Here is a 20356-nt window from a genome sequence, read left to right as displayed (position 1 = left end):
ACCAACAGAATCAATGTGTTGGTGCTTTTTGGTGGAGCCGAGCGGGATCGAACCGCTGACCTCCTCATTGCGAACGAGGCGCTCTCCCAACTGAGCTACGGCCCCGAAAACGGGAAGCGGGATAATGTTCAAATCAAGCGGGCCTGTCAAGCGCCCTACCAGCGCATTTGGCCGCCGAGGGGTTTGGATTTCTGCATACCGCGCTTGGTCACCAGGACCCAGTCGTTGAACTGCATGTAGCGGGGTGCCAGGAACTGGTAGATGTCCCTGATCTTGTTGGTGTTGTCGTCCGAGCGGACCACGAAGACCGTCTTCCAGACCTGGATGAAGTCTTCCCACGGCAGCAGGCGGCAGTGCAGGGCGTCGCGCACCTGGCGGATATAGCCGATCTGGTTGTCGATGTTCTTCAGCATGGCCAGGATTTCGCCGGTCTGGGCGTCCACCTGGTCGAAATAGTCCTGGAAGACCTTCAGCGCCCGCTGCGACAGGCGGCCGACCTGGTCGGTGGTCTCGATCATGGAGCGGTCGGCGCCATAGATGCGCCGCAGCCCCTGCAGCTTCTCGTCGATCTTCTGCACCTCGCCGTAGGTGTCGCGCAGCGCCTCGATATAGGCCAGTTCCTTGGCCAGGGTCTCGATGTAGCGCACCACCTCGTCGCGGTTCTCGCGGCCAAGGCCCAATTCCTCGGCGGCCTCGGTGAAGGCCAGCTGGACGTTCTTCTTCACCTGGGGGTCGTCGGCCACCTGGGCCAGTTCCGAGACGTTGCTGATCACGTGCTCGTTGCCGGTCAGCCAGGTGACCAACTGCATGGTCAGGCGCTGATAGGCGATGCGGCGGTGGCGATCCTGGGGTTCCCACGACGCCTCGCGGGTGGTGACTTCCTTGGGAAGACGGTCGCCGGGGCGCAGGCCGCGCACGAATTGCAGCCCCTCGGCCACCTTGTCCAGCATCTTGAAATCGTGCTGGTCCTCCTTCATCCCGAACTCGCGCTTGATGCCGTCGAAGGACAGCACCGCCTCGTTGGTGGCCAGCTTCAGCACCGCCACGGGCTCGCCCGAATCGGTCAGTCGGAAATAGAGGTCCTCGAAGGATGTGAAGAATTTGTGCTCGAAGGAGACTTCGCCCTCGACCGCCTCTGCATCCTTGCCCTTGCCATCATCAGCCATGTATGTCGCTCACCCCAGGTGGGCGCCCCCCAAGGCCGCGCCACCATCCCGAAAAGCCAAAATTACGGCTAATACAGTATGCCGGGCTGCGCGCTCATGAACAAGAGGTGGTCAATCTTCCGCTTCAATGAAGAGATGGCCGGGACGGCCGTGGATGTAGCCGTTGGCGAACTCGGCCCCCGGGCACAGGGCGGCCAGCCGGTTCTCGGCGTCCTCCAGTTCGACCTTGCCGGCCAGCACGGCGCGGAACAGGGCGGCGACCGCCACCATGTCGAAGGTCTGCGGCCACAGGCGGAAGCGCCCGATGCCGCGCGCCGCCAGCCCGGCCACGTCGCCCAGCAGGTCCATGGTGTGATAGGACATGGTCTGGGTGCCGTTGACCGCCAGGAAGGGCACCTCGTCCAGGGTCTCCACCGCCATGCCGTCGGGATCGTCGGCGCAGACGTACTGGCAGCCGTCCTTGGACAGGTTGCGGGCCCGGGCGGCGTAGCAGCGCGCCGAGATGGCCAGCGGCAGGCGGCCGAAGGCCTGGACCTCGGTCTCCATGGCGGTGGAGGCCGCCAGGGCGGTCACCGCGTCGGCGGACAGTTCGGCCGGCAGGCAGACGCGGGCGGCGCCCATGGCGGCCAGGGCGGCCAGCGTGCCTTCGTTGTAGATGTTGAGCAGCGGCCCGGCGACGAAGGGGCGCCCCTGCATCAGGGCCGCCACCGAGATGTCGTTGGCCTCCACCAGGATGCCGTCGCTTTGCGCCAGGTCGCGGGCCTGGGCGATCTCGCGGTCGCTCATGATCAGGGCCAGCGACGACAGCACCACTTCCTTGCCCGCCGCTGTCAGGCGCTCGACCACTTCGGGGATGAAGGGCTCGAAGAACGGCGTGCGCTTGGAGCATACCACCTCGCCCACGTGGACGGTGTCCACGTCCGCCTCGTCGGCCATGCGGAAGTAGAAGTCGCGCAAGCTCTCCGGCGCCCAGTTGAACAGAACCGGGCCGAGGGTGATTTTGGGGGAAGAGGTCATCGCCAAGCTTTCTCGTAGGCGCCGGTGGTCTGCTTGCCGCCTTCGGTGATGCGGTCAAGGTCGATGTCGGGCAGCGGCCTTCCCTCCATGACGGCGTCCACGCCGGCGCGGAAGGCCTGGACCACGGCGGCCACATAGGCGCGGCCGCGCTGGCGGCCCTCGATCTTGAAGGCGGTGACGCCCGCCTTGATCAGGTCGGGCAGCATGGTCAGCGTGTTGAGCGAGGTGGGTTCCTCGAACAAATAGCTGGCCTTGTCCTTGGCGATGAAGCGGCCCTTGCACAAGGTGGGATAGCCGGCCGGCTCGGTGTGGGCGAACTTGTTGATGGTGAAGCCGCCCAGCTCCGAGGTGATGCCCTGGGAGGTCTCGGTGTAGCGCACCTCGCCGGCCGGCGAGCAGACGCCGTTCATGTTGGGCGACTGGCCGGTGGCGTAGGACGACAGCGCGCAGCGCCCCTCGGCCATGACGCACAATCCGCCGAACACGAACACCTCGGTCTCGACGGGGGCGATGCGGGCGTTGACGGCGGCGATCTCCTGGACGGTCAGCACGCGGGGCAGCACCACGCGGCGGACCCCGAACCGCTCGGCGTAGAAGCGGATGGAATCGGGGTTGGAGGCGGCGGCCTGGACCGAGAGATGAAGCCGCAGCTCGGGATGGGCCTGGGCGGCGTGGGCGATCAGGCCGATATCGGCCAGGATGGCGGCGTCGGCCTTGAGCTTGGCCGCGTCGGCCACCGCCTGATGCCAGATCTCTGGGCTGCCGGCGCGGGGGAAGGTGTTGATGGCCACCAGCACCTTGGCGCCCCGCTCGTGGGCATAGGCGATGCCCTCGGCCAGTTCCTTGCGGTTGAAGTTGAGGCCGGGGAAATTGCGGGCGTTGGTCTCGTCGCGGAAACCCACATAGACGCAGTCGGCGCCGGCGTCCACGGCGCTGCGCAGTGCCGCCGGGGTGCCGGCCGGGCAAACCAGTTCGGGACGGACGGGGGAGGTAACCGACGCCATCAGGCCGCGCCTCCGCGCCGGGCCGCCTTGCGCAGTTGCTTCAACTCGCCCTCCAATTCGGCGATGCGCGCCCCCTGGTTGGTGACGTCCTTGACCGCCGGGGCGATGATGGCGGCGCGCAGCGTCTCGAAATCCTCGCGCATGCGGCCCATCAGGCCGATGGCCGCGCCGGCCAGACCGCGAAACGGGCGGGCCAGCGGGCCCAGTTCCAGGCTGATGTCCTCGATCAGGTCGATGCCGGCGCCGTCGATGGCGTTTCTGAGCGCCACCACCACCTCGGTGTCGCCCTCGATCACTAGCCGGCGCGAGAAGAACAGGGCGTCGCCGTCCACCTTGCCCTCGGCGAGCGCGATCAGCAGCTCCAGCGGCCCGTGGATGGTGGCGGCCACCTCGCCCGGTTCGATGGAGCGGCGCACGGTCAGGCGCGGGTCTTCCGGGTTGGGCTCGAGCAGGATGACGAAGGGCAGGTCGACGGGATCGATGCACACCGCCTTGTCGGCGTAGTCGGACATGCGCTCCAGGATGTCGGGATGGCGGCGGCGGATCACCTTCAGCATGGCGTCGAACAACGGCTGCAGCGCCGCCGGGCGGAACGGCTTCAAGGCCATGCCCAACAGCAGCACCGGCGAGAACGGCGGCGTTACCGGCGTGGTCCCGGTTCTGGCATGTGCTTGCGTCATGATGTGCGGCCCTCTTTCAAGACAGGCATTCTGCCGAGCGGTGATAGCCCCCCTCATTGACCGCCGTCAAGCAAAGGACGAGAAGGGGCAGTGGACGAGAAGACCGCACAAGCTCCAGTAGGGCTTGGCAGACGCCCCCGCCCTGGCTAACCTCAGGAGACCAGATGGTGGAGGGAACGTCCGGATGAACATCGATGTCGATCTGAGCCCGATCACAGCGCTCATCATCGACGATTCGCGCTATGCCCGGTCGTTCATCAAGACCGCGCTGCAATCCTTCGGCATCAAGACCATCCTCGAAGCCGGCGACGGCCCCGCCGGCCTGGAGATCCTGGGCCAGCAGCCGGTCCATCTGGTCATCGTCGATCACGACATGTCGCCCATGGACGGCATCGACTTCACCCGCTTCGTGCGGGCCGGCGACATGGTGGCCTGCGACGACGTGGCCATCATCATGATGAGCGCCGAATCCGCCACCGAGGTGGTGTTCCAGGCCAGGGGCGCCGGGGTGAACGAGTTCCTGGTCAAGCCCATGTCCACGGATTCCCTGTTCCGCCGTCTGCGCAACGCCCTGGTCAACCCCAAGGCCTTCGTGCGCACCGCCTCGTTCAAGGGGCCGGACCGCCGGCTGCTGTCCCGGCCGCCGCCCGGCGTGGCCGAGCGCCGCGTGGCGCCCCCCCTGGTCAAGCCGCTGCCCCTGGTGGTGCCCATCGGCGCCGCCCAGCCGGCGCGCCCCGCCGCAGCACCCCACGCCCCGGTGGTCCAGGCCCCCAAGCCCGCCCAGGAGCGCACGGGGCGCAAGAAGTTCCACGCCGGCCAGGTCATCTTCAACGAAGGCGACCCCGGCGACATGGCCTATGTGGTGGAAAGCGGCAAGGTCACCATCTTCAAGACGGTGAACGGCCAGAAGGTCACCCTGGGCCAGATCGGCGCCAACGGCGTGTTCGGCGAGATGGCCCTGATCGACAACGAGCCGCGCATGGCGTCCGCCATGGCCGCCGAGGAAACCACCTGTCTGGTGATTCCCATGGCGGCGCTGAAATCCCAGATCGGCAAGACGCCCGATCTGGTGATCCTGGTGCTGGAAACCCTGCTCTACGACATCCGCAAGATGGGGCGCGAGCTGGGCCAGGTGCGCGCCACCCTGGAAAAGAAGCGGGCGGGCAAGTAGGCCTGCCGGGTGGGGTCAGTCGTCGGCCGCGAAGCGGTCGGCGGCCAGCGGCTGCGGCTGGATGGGATCGTCCGAGGCGGGCGACAGCGAAATCTCGGCGATATGGGTCAGCGAGCGGATGGTTCCCGCCGACTGGTACTTGAAGGTCAGCGTCACCGGCAGCACCGAGGCCTGCATGTCGTCGAGGAAGACGCCGCAGCCGCGCGAATAGCGGGCGCCGGTGGCGAATTCGATGCGGTAGGTGCCCTCGGGGATGCCGCCGATGCCGATATGGTAGGTGGCGGGCACGTAGAAGGCGGTGACCGTGTTGCCGGCCAGGGTCTTCAGCTTGATCACGCCGTCGCGGCGGCCCTCGTTGTGGACCAGCAGCCGGTGGTCGCCGCTGACCCGCCGCGTCAGGATTTCACCGGCCGTGGGCTGGGCGCCCCGGTTCTCGGCGCACCATTGCGCCTTGAAGCGCCCCCCCGATCCGGCATAGAGCGAGCGGGTCTCGACGAAGCCGTCGATGCCCGACGGCGTCCTGATCTTGACCCATTCCGGGTCGACCGGATCGGCGCCGACCTCGACGGTGGTGAAGCGGTCCAGCAGGGTCAGCACCGGGGCGCCGGGCAGGGGCGCCATGCGGACCTTCAGGCTGTCCACCGCCACATGGCGGATCTCGCCGCTGCGGGCGGGCTGCATGGCGATGGGAGCGGCCGAAGTGGCGACCGGCAGGTCCCACGGCTTGGTGGCGATCAGGGCGAAGACGCCGATGGTGATGGGCAGGGCCATCAGCGGCAATCCTTGCGCCAGGAACACGCCTCCGCCCAAGCGCCAGCGGGCCTTGAGCCGGCGGTTGTCGGGCACGTCGCGGGTGGCGTGCATCAGATCCTCGACCCGGGCGCGGTCGTCGGGCAGGCGGGCGAAGCGCCCGGCCTGCAGCGCCAGCGAGCGGGCCAGCTCCAACTCGCCCCGGCCCAGGAAGGCGCGGCCCTGGCGGATCAGCACCCTGGCGTTCTCGTGGCGCGGCTTGGAGCCGCCCAGCAGATTGCGAGCCAGCGCCAGGGGGGCGAGAAGCAATCCGGGCAGCGACCACCAGCCCCAGGCCCAGGTGATGATCGAGGCGCGGACAGAGGCGCGGTCGGCGCATGCCCGGCAAAAAATTCCCTCCACCGTGCCGCTTTTTGCCCACACCAGAAACGAGCGGACCCAGTGGAAGACCACGTAGCGGGGCTGGGCGGTCAGCGCGCCGCAGCCGCAGCAGGCGATGGGGGCGCCGGCCACCTGGGCGTCGTCGTCGTGGCTGGCCTCCTCGCCGAAAGTGTCGTACTCGGCCCGGCGCACCACGTCCTTGAGCACGCCGTAGGCCTCGATAACCCTTTGAAATTCTTCCTGCGCGCGCTTCGAGGCGTTGCGGTCGGGATGGACCGTCTTCACGCGGGAACGATAAGCGCTTTTGATGGCGCCGGCGTCGGCCCCGGGGGCGAGGCCGAGGATCGCGTAATAGCCTTTGGGGTCGCGCGCGATGGTGTTCATCTCAGACGATGCTTGTGGTTTTCCTGATTCTTCAAGCAAAGCCTATGCCATCGGTCGGGGAGGTGGAAAAGCCGCGCAGGGATCATACCACGATTTGCGTTGCCGGTGCGGCCGACGGCAGCAGGTCCACGAAGGGCCGTCCCGCCTGGAACGACACCTGGCCCTTGATGCCGGTCAGCTGGCCGCATTCGGCGAAGATGCCGGAAATGTCCCGGCACATGGCGGCCGGCAGGGGTTGGGCGGTGCGCACGATCAGGTCGAAGCGCTTGACGTCCTTCTGCACCAGTCCGTCCAGCTGGATGCGACCCAGAACGCTCATGCGCACGTCCAGGATGAAGCGCTGCTCGCTTCCCTGCTTGCCCCGTCCCTCCTCGTCGTCGGGCGGGCGGTGGACGTAGAGGTCGATGGGGTCGATGTTGGCGCCATGGGCGAAGGGCAGGGTGATGGCGTGCCAGTCGCCACGGCCCATGGGGCGGGCGGAATCCTCGGCCAGATCCATGAATTCCTGCTTCAGCCGCTCGACCAGGTCCTTGCGTCCGGCCTTTTCCAGCCCACGGGTCACCGGTTCGGAAAGCAGGGGGCGGGAATCGCCGGCCCGCACCGCGCCCGCGAACATGGACAGCGCGGCGGCCAGGCGGGGGCCGGCCTGGGGGATCATCCGCATCAGTTGCTCGGCCGCCTGGCGGTCCGACTGCATCAGGGTGTCCACCGCCTGGTCCAGGCTGGGCCAGCCGCCGGGGGTGAGGCCCTGGGGCTGGCTGGGGGCGGGAGCCAGGGGCGGCGGGGCCAGGGGTTGGCCGATCACCTCCAGGCGCAGCAGGCTGCCCACCTGCAGCGGCGAGGCGACGTTGAGCGACAGCACGCCCGCCGGGCTTTGCACCAGGGCGGCGCCGCCGGCCGGCTGGGAGAGCACCACGGCCGGCATGGTGGTGGTCGTCTGCGGCTGGGGCGGGCTGGTCGCCGGCGGCGTGGCGGGGATGCCGCCCGCAAGGGGGGGCGTCGCGGCCGTCGCCGCCGGAGCCGGCTGGCCGGAAAGGTGGGGCGCTGCCGGTATTCCGGCGGCGGTGGCGGGCGGGGTGGCCTGCGGCGCGGCGGCCGGCGCCTGCGGCGGGACGGGCGCGCTGGCGGCGGGTTGGGCCGTCGCGGTGGGAACGGGCTGGCCGCCGCTCACCGCGCCCTGGGCCGGCGGAGCCATGGCGGCGATGCGGACGGTAAGGCGCGTGCCGGACGCCAGTCCGGTCAGCGCCTCGGGCAGCGGCTGATCCATCTGGAGGCCCGGCGTACCGGCATCATTGGACAGCATCACCGCGCCGGGCGGACCGGAGCGGATCACCGTGGCGGAGAGGCCCACCGGCCCCGCCGCCAGTCCGGGCGAGGTCACCACCGGCGCTCCGGCCGGGCCCGGACCAGCGCCTGGCGCCTGGGTCAGGGCGTTCTGGGCGGCCTGGGGCTTGGCACTGCCGCCTGGGCCCAGCAGGGTGGCGAGATCGGGCAGATTGGGCAGGCCGGTCTGCTGCGGGGACAGGGGCAGGCCGCCGGCGGGGCGTCCGTTGATGGCGAGCAGCTTGAAGGCGGGCAGGCCGTTCTGCGAGATGTACTGCATGGCCAGTTGCGCGCCGTCGGGCGGCAAAGGCTGGCCGGGGGGCAGGCGGAGCGACAGGCTGCTTCCGTCGGCGGTCATCACCTGGACGACACCCTTGCCCTCGGCGGCGGCCATGGTGGCGGCCAGCACGGCGCCGGCCTGCAGCTTGGCCAGGACCTCGGCGGCACCCTTGTCGGCCACCACGCTCAACACCACCGGCGCGCTGGCCTGGGGCGGCGGCGCAGGCGGAGGCGGGGCCGGCGGGATGGCCGAGCACATGGCGCTAGCGCGAGCGGATCAGGCGCTCGACGATGGCCTCGACGTCGGCGGCGGCCTCGGCGTTGGGCGAGCGCATCATGATCGGCGTCTGGTTGCGGATGGCCTCCCTGACCTTGAGGTCGCGGCGGATGACGCCGGCCAGCGGCGGGGAAATCTTCAGGAAGCCCTCGCAGGCCTTCAGCAGGGTGTTGTAGATGCGCTCGCCTTCGCGCGTCGAATTGGCCATGTTGACCACGATGCGCATGTCGGTGCCGGGCCGCTCCATGTGGGTGACCTTGATGAAGGCGTAGGCGTCGGTCAGCGAGGTGGGTTCGTCGGTGGTCACCACCATGATGGTGCCGGCCTGCTGCGAGAAGTTGCGGGTGGTCTTCTCGACGCCGGCGCCCAGGTCGACCACCACGCGGTCGTAATTGCCGGCCAGCAGCACCAGGTCGTCGCCCAGCATCTGCAGCCGCGACAGCGGGATGTTGGCCAGCGTGCCGCTGCCTGAGCGCCCGGCGATGATGTCGAAGCCGCCTTCGGAGAAGCGGGTCAGCGCCTGGTTCAGCGTCATGCGCCCGGCCACCACGCTGCCCAGATCGGTCTTGGGCATCAGGCCCAGCTGGATGTCCACGTTGGCCAGGCCCAGGTCGCCGTCGAACAGCAGCACCCGCTGGTTGGCCCGCGCCAAGGCGTGGGACAGCGTGATGGAGAACCAGGTCTTGCCCACGCCGCCCTTGCCGGACGCCACCGCGACGATGTTGCGTCCCTTGGCCCTAAGGGTGGGGCGGGGGGCCAGGGTGGGAACTTCCATCGTGGTCATGATGCGGATGCCTCGGTCCAGAAGGTTTCGTCTTTGGGTTCGGCCTCGGCCGATTGCGGCATGATCAGCCGCGCCAGCGCCACGGCGGAGATGGGCGAGATGCCCGACGCCACATGGGGGCTGGCGGAAACGTCGCAGAAGGCCAGCTGGCCGGCCTCGGCCGCCGCCAGGATCGAGCCCAGGCGGCGGGTGGTGTCGAGCCTGGACGCGAACAGCCGGGTCGCGCCGATGCCGGCGAAGGCCTCGCCGATCTCGGCGGCCTCCTCCGGGTCGCCGCCGGCGGCCATCACTAAGATGGGCTCGACGTCGGCGGCCTCGATCAGCGCCTGCAGGTAGTCCATGTCGCTCTGCTTGAAGGGATTGAGGCCGGGGGAATCGATCACCACCAGATCGAACATGCCGTTCATGCTTTCCACCACCCGGGACAGGGATTCCGGCCCCCTGGCGCGGACCAGGTCGATCTCCAGGATGGAGGTGAAGGCGGCCAATTGCTCCACCGCGCCGGCGCGGATGTTGTCGCAGGTGATCACGCCCACCTGCCATTGCTTCAGCACCGAGCGGGCCGCCAGCTTGGCCGCCGCGATGGACTTGCCCGAACCGTTGGGGCCCACCAGCATGAAGGGGCGCGGCGCGCCGTGCTCGGGCAGATGGGCGAAGGTGAAGCCGGCCTCCAGCGCGGCGGCGCAGGCCAGCGGCGGCTGGGTCAGGCCCGAGGTCTGGGCGGCGTTGACCAGCCGGTCCATCAGGCGCTGGGGCACGCCGTGGTCGGCCAGGGCCTTTCTCACCGCCTCGGACACTTCCGAGCCGCCGGTGGCTTCCTCCAGCATGGAGGCGACGGCCAGGTCGGCGTCGACGGATTCCAGGGCGGCGGTGATGCGCACGCCCTTGGAGCCGGCGGCCCGCTGGGTCGAGACGATGATGGCGTCGTCGCCCAGTTCCTGGCGCACCAGTTCCATGGCCTCGGTCATGGTGGGCGCGGTGAAGGATTTGAGCCTCATGGTCTAGCCGCCATCATCAGATCTGCCCCAGTGTCTTGATGCGGGCCTTGGGATGGATTTCCGACTGGCTCATCACCACGGTCATGGGCCGGAAGCGCTCGACGATGGAGCGCACATAGGGCCGGACCATGGGGCTGGTCAGCAGGATGGGGGTCTCGCCCTGCATGGCGAAGCGTTCGAAGGTCTGGCGCGTGCGGCTGATGAAGTCCTGCAGCTGCGAGGGCGCCATGGAGATCTGCTTTTCCTCGCCGGTGCCCACCAGGGATTCGGCGAAGGCCTGCTCCCATTCCGGCGAGAGCGTCACCAGCGGGATGAAGCCCTGCGGCCCGGTGTTGTTGTCCGAGATCTGACGCGCCAGACGGGCGCGCACGTGCTCGGTGATCATGGTGACGTTGCGGGTATGGCCGCAGGCCTCGGCGATGCCTTCCAGGATGGTGGGCAGGTCGCGGATGGAGATGCGCTCGCCCAGAAGGTTCTGCAGCACCCGCTGCAGCCCGCCGATGGTCATCTGGCTGGGGATCAGCTCGGCGATCAGCTTCTGGTGCTCCTTGTCCAGCTCGTCCAGCAGTTTCTGGGTTTCGGCGTGGGACAGAAGCTCGCTCATGTTGTCCTTGATCACCTCGGTCAGGTGGGTGGTGATCACGGTGGGCGGGTCCACCACGGTATAGCCGCGGAACAGGGCTTCCTCGCGGTTGGTGGGGTCGATCCACATGGCCGGCAGGCCGAAGGTGGGCTCGCGGGTCTTCTCGCCCGGCAGGGTGATGTCCTCGCCCCTGGGATCCATGATCAGCAGCGCTGCGGGGCGCAGATCGCCTCGGCCCGCCTCCACTTCCTTCACATGGATGACATAGGTGTTGGCGGGCAGCTGCATGTTGTCCTGGATGCGCACCGACGGCATGACGAAGCCCATCTCGGTGGCGATGGCGCGCCGCAAGCTCTTGATCTGGTCGGTCAGGCGCTGGCCCTTGGGCGTGTTGATAAGCTGCAACAGGCCGTAGCCCAGTTCCAGGCGCACATGGTCGATCTTCAGCGCCGTGGAGATGGGCTCCTCGGGGACCGGCGCCTGCTGCAGGGCCTCGGCCTCGACCTCCTGCTGCTTCTGTTCGGCCTTTGCCCGCTGGTCGCGGTCCAGCAGATAGGCCGACGCGCCCATGCCCAACCCCAGCAGGAAGAAGGGCAGGAACGGCATGTTGGGCACCAGCGACATCAGGGTCATCAGGCCGCCGGCCATGCCCACGGCGCGGGGATAACCGGCCAGCTGCTTGAACAGGGCGCGGTCGACGGCTTCCTGCACGCCGGCCTTGGTGACCAGCATGCCCGCCGAGACCGAGACGATCAGGGCCGGAACCTGGGTGACCAGACCGTCGCCCACCGTCAGCTTGGTGTAGTACTCGGCCGCCTGGCTGAAGGTCAGTCCCTGCTGCGCCATGCCGATGATCATGCCGCCGATGACGTTGATGGCGGTGATCATCAGGCCGGCGACGGCGTCGCCGCGCACGAATTTCGACGCGCCGTCCATGGCGCCGAAGAAGGCGGATTCGCCTTCCAGCTCGGCGCGGCGCTTGCGGGCGGTGGGCTCGTCGCACAGGCCGGCCGAAAGGTCGGCGTCGATGGCCATCTGCTTGCCGGGCATGGCGTCCAGGGTGAAGCGCGCCGCCACCTCGGCGATACGGGTCGAGCCCTTGGTGATGACCACGAAATTGACGATCACCAGGATGGCGAAGACGATGATGCCGATGACGAAGCTGCCGCTCATGATGAAGCTGGCGAAGGCGGCGATCACCTGTCCGGCGCCCTCGACGCCTTCGTGGCCGTGGGACAGGATCAGTCGGGTGGACGCCAGGTTCAGCGCCAGCCGGATCAGGGTGGTGAGCAGCAGAACCGTGGGGAACGAGCTGAACTGCAGCGGCTTCTCGATGAAGATGGCCACCATCAGGATCAGCACGGCGATGGTCAGCGACAGGGCCAGGCCGATATCGAGCAGCCACGGCGGCAGCGGCAGGATCAGCATCATCACGATGACGATGATGCCGAACGCCAGGCCCACGTCGCCGCGTCGGGCCGACGCGGCGAAGCGGTCCAGGATTTCCCGGCCGACGCTGGAGCTTGATGCCTGTCCCTCAGCCATGGCTTTAGATCATGGCCCGTTCGATTTCGCCGCCGGCGGGCGGCGGCACGTCGACGCCTTCGTCGGAATACTGCTTGAGCTTGTTCCTCAGGGTGCGGATGGAGATGCCCAGGATGTTGGCCGCGTGGGTGCGGTTGCCGAGGCAATGGGACAGCGTGTCGATGATCAGGTCGCGCTCGACCTCGGCCACCGTCTTGCCCACCAGATTGGCGCCCCTGGCGCCCATCACCGAGGCGGCGGCGTTGGCGGCCTGGGCGACCATGGGATCGGAATTGGTGCCCACCGGGTTGCCCGACAAGATGATGGCGTCGGGGCCGATCTCGGCGCCGCTGGCCAGCAGCACGGCGCGGTGCATGGTGTTTTCCAGCTCGCGCACGTTGCCGCGCCAGTGGTGGCGCGACAGCATCTGGCGGACCTCGGCGGAAATGGGCCGCGTCGGCAGGCCGTTGGCTTCGGTGTAGCGCTTGGCGAAGTGGTCGGCCAGGACGGCGATGTCCAGCGGGCGTTCACGCAGCGCGGGCAGGGCCAGGGTCACCACGTTGAGGCGGTAATACAGATCCTCGCGGAAGGTGCCCTTCTTGACCTCGTCCTCCAGGTTGCGGTTGGAGGTGGCGAGGATGCGCACGTCCACCTTGACCGGCTGGTTGCCGCCCACCCGGTCGATTTCCTTTTCCTGGATGGCGCGCAGCAGCTTGGATTGCAGGCGCACGTCCATCTCGGAGATTTCGTCGAGCAGGAGCGTGCCGCCCTGGGCTTCCTCGAACTTGCCGATGCGCCGGGCCACCGCGCCGGTAAAGGCGCCCTTCTCGTGGCCGAACAACTCGGATTCCAGCAGGTTCTCGGGGATGGCGGCGCAGTTGACCGCCACGAAGCGCTTGTCCGAACGCTTGGACTTGTTGTGGATGAACCGCGCGATCAGCTCCTTGCCGGTGCCGGATTCGCCGGTGATCATGATCGAGGCGTCGGAATTGGCCACCTGCTCGGCCAGCTTCAAGGTCTGGCCCATGCGGGGGTCCTTGAAGACGATGTTGTGGCTTTCCTGGGTGACGGCGGCGATGACGGCGGCGATGAGCTCGGCGTCGGGCGGCAGCGGGATGTATTCCTTGGCGCCGGCCTTGATGGCGCGCACGGCGGCCGAGGCGTCGGACGCGATGCCGCAGGCCACCACCGGGACGATGATGCGTTCGGCTTCCAGGGAATCGATCAGGCCCTTGATGTCGCGCTTGACGTCGATCATCACCAGATCGGCGCCCTGGGTGCGCAGAACCTCGAGGCCGGCGGGAACGTCCTCGGCCTGGCGGACCTTGGCGCCGCGCGCCATGGCGATCTGGCTGGCGGCGCCGATCTGGCCGTCGAGCGTGCCGATGATCAGAAGTCGCATGTCGTCCCTCTCCCGCTAGAGCTCTTTTAAGCCCGGTCGGTCTTGATGATTTCGGTCATGGTCACGCCCAGGCGGTCTTCCACCACGACCACCTCGCCGCGCGCCACCAGACGGTTGTTGACGTAGATGTCGATGGCCTCGCCCACCTTGCGGTCCAGCTCCACCACCGCGCCGCGTCCCAGCTTCAACAGCTGGTTAACCTGCATGGTGGCCTTGCCCAGCACCGCCGAGACCTGCACCGGAATGTCGTAGACGGCTTCCAGGTCGCGGGCCGATCGCGGCATGTCCGGGACATCGCCGCGGCCTACCTGGTCGTCGCCTTCCGGCTTGAAGTCGTTGAGTTCGAAATCGGGCATGGTGACCTCCAGTTACTCTTCCGGGCGGTGTTCGGGCGGCGCCAGGGCCCGGTTCACCGCCGTTTCGATGTCGGCGATCAGGCGGGCCTGATCCCGCTCGGCTCCGCCGTCCGTCCATTCCACCCGGCAATCGCCGATCCCCACCCGAGGGTCGGCCTGGACCACCACGCGGCCCTCGAAGCCGTGCTCGATGGCGGTCTGCTCCAGGCGTTCGCGCATGGGATCGACCAGGGCGGAATCCACCCGGACGATGATGCGCGGCTCGTCGAGCACATGGCTCAGGCATTCGTGGACGGTCCGCACGATCTCGTCGAAGGCGTTCTGCTCGCAGGCGGCGGGCAGCACCTTCTTCAGCACCGCCATGGCCACCCGGGCGGCGACCCGCTGGTTGGCGTCGTTGGCGTCGGCCTGGGCGTTGTCCAGCATGGCCAGCGCGTTGGAGACGCGCTCCAGCGAGGCGGCCAGCAGGGCCTGCTGGGTCTCGTTGGCCTCGGTGGTGCCGTTGCGGTGGCCTTCCTCGTAGGCGGCTTCCCGCACCACCTGGAGGTCCTCCTCGGTGAAGGTGGGCGGTGGCGGCGGCTCGGGCTCGGCCTCGGTCTGGTAGGCATCCTCGACCGGTTCGGCCGCCTTGGGCCGGTTGGCCGGCGGCGGACCGAAATCCAGGTCGAACATGTATTTCTGGTAGGCCATGTGAGTCTTTGCTTTGCCTCAGTCGCCGGCGGGGGCTTCCGCCCCCTTGGCTTTCCTCGCTTTTGCCTTCGCTTACGCTTCGGCAACGCTGCGGCGCCCTCAACGGGCGTAGTCGCTGCGCTCCGATTAGTACACCAGTTCGTCTTCCTCGCGGCCTTCGGAGATGACGATCTGTCCCGACGCCGCCAGTTCCTTGGCCATGACCACGATGGCCGCCTGGGCCTGGTCCACGTCCCTGAGACGCACCGGGCCCAGCGCTTCCATGTCTTCCCTCAGCATCTTGCCGGCGCGTTCGGACATGTTCTTGAAGAACAGCTCCTTGACGGCGTCGGCGCCGCCCTTGAGCGCGATGGCCAGCTTGTCCTTTTCCACCGAGCGCAGCAGCACCTGGATGCCGGCGGCGTCGATGCGGGTGAGGTCGTCGAAGGTGAACATCAGCGCCTTGATCTTCTCGGCGCTTTCGCGGTTGCGCTCCTCCAGGGCCGACATGAACCGGTTTTCGGTGTTGCGGTCCAGGTTGTTGAAGATGTCGGCCATCAGTTCGTGGGCGTCGCGGCGCTGGGTGCGGGCCAGGTTGGTCATGAACTCGGTCCGGAGAGTCTTTTCCACGCCGTCCAGGACTTCCTTCTGCACCGCCTCCATGCGCAGCATGCGCATGATGACTTCCATGGCGAAGTTCTCGGGCAGGATGGCCAGCACACGCGACGCGTGGTCGGGCTTGATCTTGGCCAGCACCACGGCGACGGTCTGCGGGTATTCGTTCTTCAGGTAGTTGGCCAGCACCTGTTCGGAGACGTTGCCCAGCTTGTCCCACATGGTACGGCCGGCGGGACCGCGGATTTCCTCCATGATGGAGTTGACGCGATCCTTGGGCAGGCTCTTCATCAGCAGGCGTTCGGTGGTGTCGAACGAGCCGGTCAGCGAGCCGGTGGACGACAGCGCGTCGGCGAATTCCACGAACACGCGCTCGACCAGATTGGACGACACGGTGCCCAAGGACGCCATGATCTGGGACAGTTCCTTGATCTCGTCGTCGCCAAGCATGCCGAACAGCTTGGACGAGTGTTCCTCGTTCAAGGACAGCATGAACATGGCCGCCTTCTGGGGGCCGGTGAGGCTGCGGTAGTCTTCCTTGACGCGCGCCATCTAAAGACCTCCTCAGCTTTCCTGGTAGAGCCAGTTGCGGATGATGGACAGAGCCTCTTCCGGGTGCTTGTCGACGATCTCGCCGATCTTCCTGATGGACGACGCCTTGACGCGGCCTTCCACCTTGTCGATGTCGATGAGCTCGTCGGCGATGACCTCCTCCTCGCCGCCCAGCGGCGCCGGCATGGCGGCCGCGCCGGGGCCGGTGAGCTGCGGCATGGCGCCGCCCTCGGCGGTCAGCAGGCGGCGGCCATCGGGACCCACCTGGCCCTGCATGGACTCGATGGCGCGGCTGATGAGCGGGCGCAGCACCAGGAGCAGGAACAGGATGGCGACCACGGACAGGCCCAGGTTCGACGCCACCTTCTCGACGAAGTCGCGGCGCATGCCGAAGATGAACTCGCCGGGTTCTTCGGCCTGGAGCAGTTCCTCGCCCTTGTAGAAGGGCATGGAGGCGACCTTGACCTGATCGTCGCGGTCCTTGGTGTAGCCGATGGCGGATTTGACCAGCGCCTCGATCTGCGACAGTTCCTCGGCCGTCCGGTCGCGGTACGAGGTCTGCTTGCCGTCGGCCGATTGCTCGCGCACGCCATCGACGATGACGGCGGCGGACACCTTGCGGATCTCGCCGATCTCGCGGACCGTGCTCTTGGTCTTGCGCGAGATCTCGTAGTTCACGGTTTCCTGGTTCTTGTTGATCTTGGTCGATGTGCGGATGTTGCCCGACGACGAGGCGTTGGGATCGGGCAGGTTCTGCTGCACGGTGACCGGGGTGGGTTCGGCGTCCTGGCTCTGCTCGCCCTCGTTGACGGTGACCTGGGAGCGGACCACCTTGGTCTCGGGGTCGAAGGTCTCCTCGGTGGTGGTGGCCTGGCTCATGTCCATGTCCACCGTCACCTCGGCGCGCACGCGGCCCGGGCCCAGCGAGCGCTCCAGCAGGTCCTCGATGGTCTTGACCAGCTTGGCCTCGGTCTTGATCTTCATTTCCTCGGCGCTTTGCGCCTGGAATTCCTTGGAATTCTCGAAGCCCTTGGCCAGCAGGGTGCCCTTGTCGTCGACGATGGAGATGCGCGACGGCTTCATCTTGGGAACGGCGGCGGCGATCAGGTGCTGGATGGCGCTGACCTGCCCCTTGTCCAGGCGGCCCGCCCCCTGCATCTTGATGATCACCGAGGCCGACGGTTCCTGGGTATCGCGCGAGAAGGCCTCGCGCTTGGGCAGCACCAGGTGGACGCGGGCGGCCTTGACCTTGTCGATGGAGCGGATGGTCTTGGACAGTTCGCCTTCCAGGGCGCGGACCATGGTGATGTTCTGCTGGAAGCTGGTGGAGCCCAGGGCGTCCTGCTTGTCGAACAGCTCGTAGCCGGCCATGCGGCCGCCGGCGGGCAGCGCCTGTTCGGCCATGCGCACGCGCAGGTCCAGCTTGCGGTCCTTGGGCACCCAGACCTCGGTGCCGTCCTTGCGGAGTTCGTAGGGAATCTTGTCGGCGGTCAGCTTCTCGATGATCGCCTTGGAATCGCCCAGGTCGAGATCGCCGTAGAGCAGCTCCATCTGCGGCGCGGCGACGCGGCTCATCAGATAGATGAAGAAACCCAGGATGCTGACACCGACGCCAGCGATGGCGGCCAGCCGCATGGGCCCCAGGCCGCGCAGCATCTGCAGGAATGCGTTCACGTCGTCTCCATCGGATGCACGCGCACGCCGCCGGCCGGCACGCGCGTCCAGGTGACAGACTAAGGTCGGGCCGCTGAAGAGATGGTTAACGCCCGGCAATTTTTGCCGGGTGAGTCTGTTTGCCCTCAATCGCCGGGGGCGGAAACTAAACCGGCGGCCTTCTGGCCCCGCCCGCGCAGGCGGGCAAATACTAAACCGGCGGCCTTCTGGCCGCCGGTTGGGTGTTAGGAAGCAGGTTCAGGGATTGGACGATTAACGTTTGATCTGCACCAGCTCGTCCAGCATCTGGTCGGCAGTGGTGATGATCTTGGCCGCTGCCGAGTAGGCGCGCTGGGTCACGATCATGGTGGTGAACTCGGAACCGATATCCACGGTCGAGGCTTCCAGCGAGGCGGACTGCACCGAGCCGGCGCCGGCGTTGTTGGCGACGCGCAGGGTGTAGGTGCCCGACGTGTTGGTCTCGATCCAGGAATTGCCGGTCAGCGATTCCAGGCCGTTGGGGTTGGTGAAGGTGGCCACCGGGATCTGGAACACCGGACGGCGGACGCCGTTGTCGAACAGGGCGGTGACGACGCCGTCGGTGCCCACCGACACGCCGGAGAAGTTGCCGAACTTCGCGCCGTTCTGGGTCAGATAGGCCAGCTGATAGGTGCCGCCCAACTGGGTCATGCCGTCGGCCTGGGAGGTGTTGCCCACGAACCAGTTGACGCGCTGGTCGGCACCGGTGCCGTTGGGGACCAGGGTCATGGACTGCGCGCCATTGGCCCAGTTGACCGCCATCTTGCCGACGTTGATCTGCTTGGGCGTGCCGTCGCCATTGAAGGTGATGGCCGGGTTGGTGGCGGTGATGGCGTTGACGGAGAATTTCCCGTCCACGTTGTCCAGCGAAGGAATGGACGATGTCCAGTTGCGAGTCTGCGACTGGGTCAGGGTCGTGCCCATGTTGGAGCAATCCACCGACATGGTGGTGCCGCCGGTTTGCTGGACGATTTCCACGGTCGAGCCGTTGGCGCGGAACAGTGGCAGGGTTCCGCCGATGGAAACGACGTCGGTGGTCAACGCGGTGTTGGTGGCCGCCGACCAGTTCCTGGGATTGCGCAGTGCCTGGGCCACCAGGTTGGCGACGTCGGAGCCCGATGTGTAGGAGGTGCTGTTGAGGTTGATGATGACATCGGTACCGGCGGCGTGGGTGAGCGTGCCCTTGGTGTCGAACACCACCTTCATGCTCTGGCTGGCGACGGTGAAGGTGATGTACTTGTTGTGCAGGTTCTGGATATCGGCGTTTGAGGACGCGGTGAAGTCCAGGCGGCCCTGGCTGCCGTAGACCAGCGACGGGTTCGACTGGTCAAGAATGTCCATGGAAGCGGCACCCGACGGAGGGGTTACGCCACGCTGGTCCTGATAGGGGGCGGTGGAGGTGACGATGTAGTCGGCGGGAGTCAAGTCGAAGCCCGTCGCGCTCTTGTTGGCGATTTTGTAGTAGCCGGCGTTCAGGGTCGTGCTGGTGCCGTTGCTGACCTTGATGTAGTCGCCGTTGTTGAAGTTGTTTTGGTTGTAAGTGGTGATCGTGCTGGCGTTCAGCGCGATATGCGGGCTACCTGCGGCAGTGAACGTCACGTTGTTAAAGTTCAAGGTGGCGCCGTTGTAGACCAGGGTGGCGGTGGTGCCGGCCTGGTCGGTGACGGCGGGGCTGGTGGTCACGCCTTGGCTGACGTACCAGTTGCCGTTATTGCTGCTGGCGGTGCCGGAGGCGGCGGAAATGTTGAGGACCGACCCCGTGGGCAGTTGGCTGCTGACCAGCGTGCCCGCAGGCATGGCGATGGCGCCGCTGCTGGCGAAGTAGCCCAGCGGCGTGGCGCTGGCCGTGGTGATCAGGGTGGAGGTGGAGCCGTCCGATTCGCCCACCAGTTTGAGGGCTGCGGTGCTGTTGGTCGTGACGTCGGTCAGCGTGGTGGACACCGAGAAGAAATTGCTCTTGGTCTCCACATCCCACTGGTTGGAGTTCGTCTTGGTCCAGTTGACGTTGAAATTGTGGGTGTCGCCGAGCGAGTCGTAGATCAGCACGCTGGTCTGATGATAGCCCGAGGAACCGACGTCGGCCGGGTTGTAGATGGTGTCGCCCGACGGCAGGTTGGCGCCCATCTTGATCTGAGTGGTCTGGTCGGCGGTGCCGCCGATGGTCTTCAGATTGAGGGACTTCACTTCCTGCGGGTTGATGATGTTCTGGTTGACGTAATGGAAGGTGCCGTCGCTCTGCTTGTACGCCTTCATGTAGGTGTTGCCGTCGATGGTCACCTCGGTCGGCTTGGCCAGGACGTTGTTGTTGGTGGGCTGCAGCGGCCAGCCCTGGACGTAGAAGCCCGACACGTTCTGCAGGTAGCCTTCCTTGTCCACCTTGAACGAACCGGCGCGGGTATAGGCGAACATGCCGTTGCCCGAGACGGCCGGATCGGGATCGGTGTTGACCACGAACATGCCCTGGCCCGACAGGGCCAGGTCGGTGGAGTTGGTGGTGGCCTGCAGCAGGCCCTGGCTGTCGATGGCCGCCCGGGGCTTGGACTGGACACCGCCCGGCGAGTAGGTGGTCAGGGAGACCTGCTTGGTCACCAGGGTCTGGAAGTTGACCTTGGCACCCTTGTAGCCGGTGGTGTTCACGTTGGTGATGTTGTCCGAGATGGCTCCCATGGCGCTGGACTGAGAAGCCAGACCGGAGACACCCGAGAACAATGCGCCGTACAAGCTCATGATATCCTCCTGATCCTAAATC

16 protein-coding genes and 1 tRNA gene are annotated in these 20356 nt (G+C 67.1%); 1 reads left to right on the top strand and 16 read right to left on the bottom strand.

Translation table 11 applies throughout. The annotated features are described in order from the left end of the window. Positions 1-29 precede the first annotated feature (29 nt). From XM1_RS00885 to XM1_RS00865, 5 genes are all read right to left on the bottom strand, one after another. Positions 30-105: transfer RNA gene (locus XM1_RS00885), tRNA-Ala, on the bottom strand. Positions 106-155: 50 nt separating this feature from the next. Beyond that, positions 156-1166 (bottom strand): hypothetical protein, encoded by a 1011-nt coding sequence (locus XM1_RS00880; protein ID WP_068428314.1) that lies wholly within the window; start codon positions 1164-1166, stop codon positions 156-158. Between the two features lie 111 nt (positions 1167-1277). Then, positions 1278-2183 carry a U32 family peptidase gene (locus XM1_RS00875; protein WP_068428311.1) on the bottom strand — a complete coding sequence of 302 codons (906 nt, stop codon included), beginning with the start codon at positions 2181-2183 and terminating at the stop codon, positions 1278-1280. Next, on the bottom strand, positions 2180-3187 hold the full coding sequence (locus tag XM1_RS00870; RefSeq protein WP_068428307.1) for a peptidase U32 family protein: 1008 nt from the start codon (positions 3185-3187) through the stop codon (positions 2180-2182). The genes XM1_RS00875 and XM1_RS00870 overlap by 4 nt, the downstream gene beginning before the upstream one ends. Continuing rightward, positions 3187-3867 (bottom strand): SCP2 domain-containing protein, encoded by a 681-nt coding sequence (locus XM1_RS00865; RefSeq protein WP_068428302.1) that lies wholly within the window; start codon positions 3865-3867, stop codon positions 3187-3189. The genes XM1_RS00870 and XM1_RS00865 overlap by 1 nt, the downstream gene beginning before the upstream one ends. A 184-nt stretch (positions 3868-4051) precedes the next feature. Here XM1_RS00865 and XM1_RS00860 point away from each other — a divergent pair, with 184 nt between their 5' ends. Continuing rightward, the gene (locus tag XM1_RS00860; protein WP_068428300.1) at positions 4052-5038 is read left to right on the top strand and encodes a cyclic nucleotide-binding domain-containing protein; all 987 of its coding nucleotides are present in this window, start codon (positions 4052-4054) and stop codon (positions 5036-5038) included. A 15-nt stretch (positions 5039-5053) separates the two neighbouring features. Here XM1_RS00860 and XM1_RS00855 read toward each other — a convergent pair whose 3' ends face one another. The 11 genes from XM1_RS00855 to XM1_RS00805 all read right to left on the bottom strand — a co-directional run bounded on the left by XM1_RS00855 (position 5054) and on the right by XM1_RS00805 (position 20334). Continuing rightward, complete coding sequence (locus XM1_RS00855; protein ID WP_068428299.1) at positions 5054-6553, bottom strand: DnaJ domain-containing protein; 1500 nt, start codon at positions 6551-6553, stop codon at positions 5054-5056. An 82-nt stretch (positions 6554-6635) separates the two neighbouring features. Next, a complete protein-coding gene (locus XM1_RS00850; protein ID WP_068428296.1) occupies positions 6636-8414 on the bottom strand; it encodes a DNA polymerase III in 1779 nt (592 codons plus the stop codon). Positions 8415-8418: 4 nt separating this feature from the next. Then, positions 8419-9216: a MinD/ParA family protein gene (locus tag XM1_RS00845; RefSeq protein WP_068428294.1), complete on the bottom strand. Its 798-nt coding sequence runs from the start codon at positions 9214-9216 to the stop codon at positions 8419-8421. Then, positions 9213-10214 carry a GTP-binding protein gene (locus XM1_RS00840; protein WP_068428289.1) on the bottom strand — a complete coding sequence of 334 codons (1002 nt, stop codon included), beginning with the start codon at positions 10212-10214 and terminating at the stop codon, positions 9213-9215. Before XM1_RS00840 ends, XM1_RS00845 begins: the two co-directional genes overlap by 4 nt. A gap of 16 nt (positions 10215-10230) precedes the next feature. Then, positions 10231-12342 carry a flagellar biosynthesis protein FlhA gene (gene flhA / locus XM1_RS00835; RefSeq protein WP_068428286.1) on the bottom strand — a complete coding sequence of 704 codons (2112 nt, stop codon included), beginning with the start codon at positions 12340-12342 and terminating at the stop codon, positions 10231-10233. 4 nt (positions 12343-12346) lie between these two features. Next, a complete protein-coding gene (locus XM1_RS00830) occupies positions 12347-13723 on the bottom strand; it encodes a sigma-54 dependent transcriptional regulator (protein WP_068428283.1) in 1377 nt (458 codons plus the stop codon). A gap of 26 nt (positions 13724-13749) precedes the next feature. Continuing rightward, positions 13750-14079, bottom strand: a complete 330-nt coding sequence (fliN, locus tag XM1_RS00825; protein ID WP_068428281.1) for a flagellar motor switch protein FliN — start codon at positions 14077-14079, stop codon at positions 13750-13752. Positions 14080-14091: 12 nt separating this feature from the next. Then, the gene (locus XM1_RS00820; protein ID WP_068428277.1) at positions 14092-14769 is read right to left on the bottom strand and encodes a FliH/SctL family protein; all 678 of its coding nucleotides are present in this window, start codon (positions 14767-14769) and stop codon (positions 14092-14094) included. A 126-nt stretch (positions 14770-14895) separates the two neighbouring features. After that, positions 14896-15915: a flagellar motor switch protein FliG gene (gene fliG, locus XM1_RS00815; protein ID WP_068428276.1), complete on the bottom strand. Its 1020-nt coding sequence runs from the start codon at positions 15913-15915 to the stop codon at positions 14896-14898. A 12-nt stretch (positions 15916-15927) separates the two neighbouring features. Beyond that, the gene (gene fliF / locus XM1_RS00810) at positions 15928-17589 is read right to left on the bottom strand and encodes a flagellar basal-body MS-ring/collar protein FliF (RefSeq protein ID WP_068428271.1); all 1662 of its coding nucleotides are present in this window, start codon (positions 17587-17589) and stop codon (positions 15928-15930) included. Positions 17590-17841: 252 nt separating this feature from the next. Then, positions 17842-20334 (bottom strand): flagellar hook-basal body complex protein, encoded by a 2493-nt coding sequence (locus tag XM1_RS00805; RefSeq protein WP_068428268.1) that lies wholly within the window; start codon positions 20332-20334, stop codon positions 17842-17844. Between the last annotated feature and the right edge of the window lie 22 nt (positions 20335-20356).

The sequence above is a fragment of the Magnetospirillum sp. XM-1 genome (assembly GCF_001511835.1).
GTDB lineage: Bacteria > Pseudomonadota > Alphaproteobacteria > Rhodospirillales > Magnetospirillaceae > Phaeospirillum.
The sequence above is the reverse complement of the archived record's forward strand: the minus strand, read 5'-3'. Positions and strand labels throughout refer to the sequence as shown.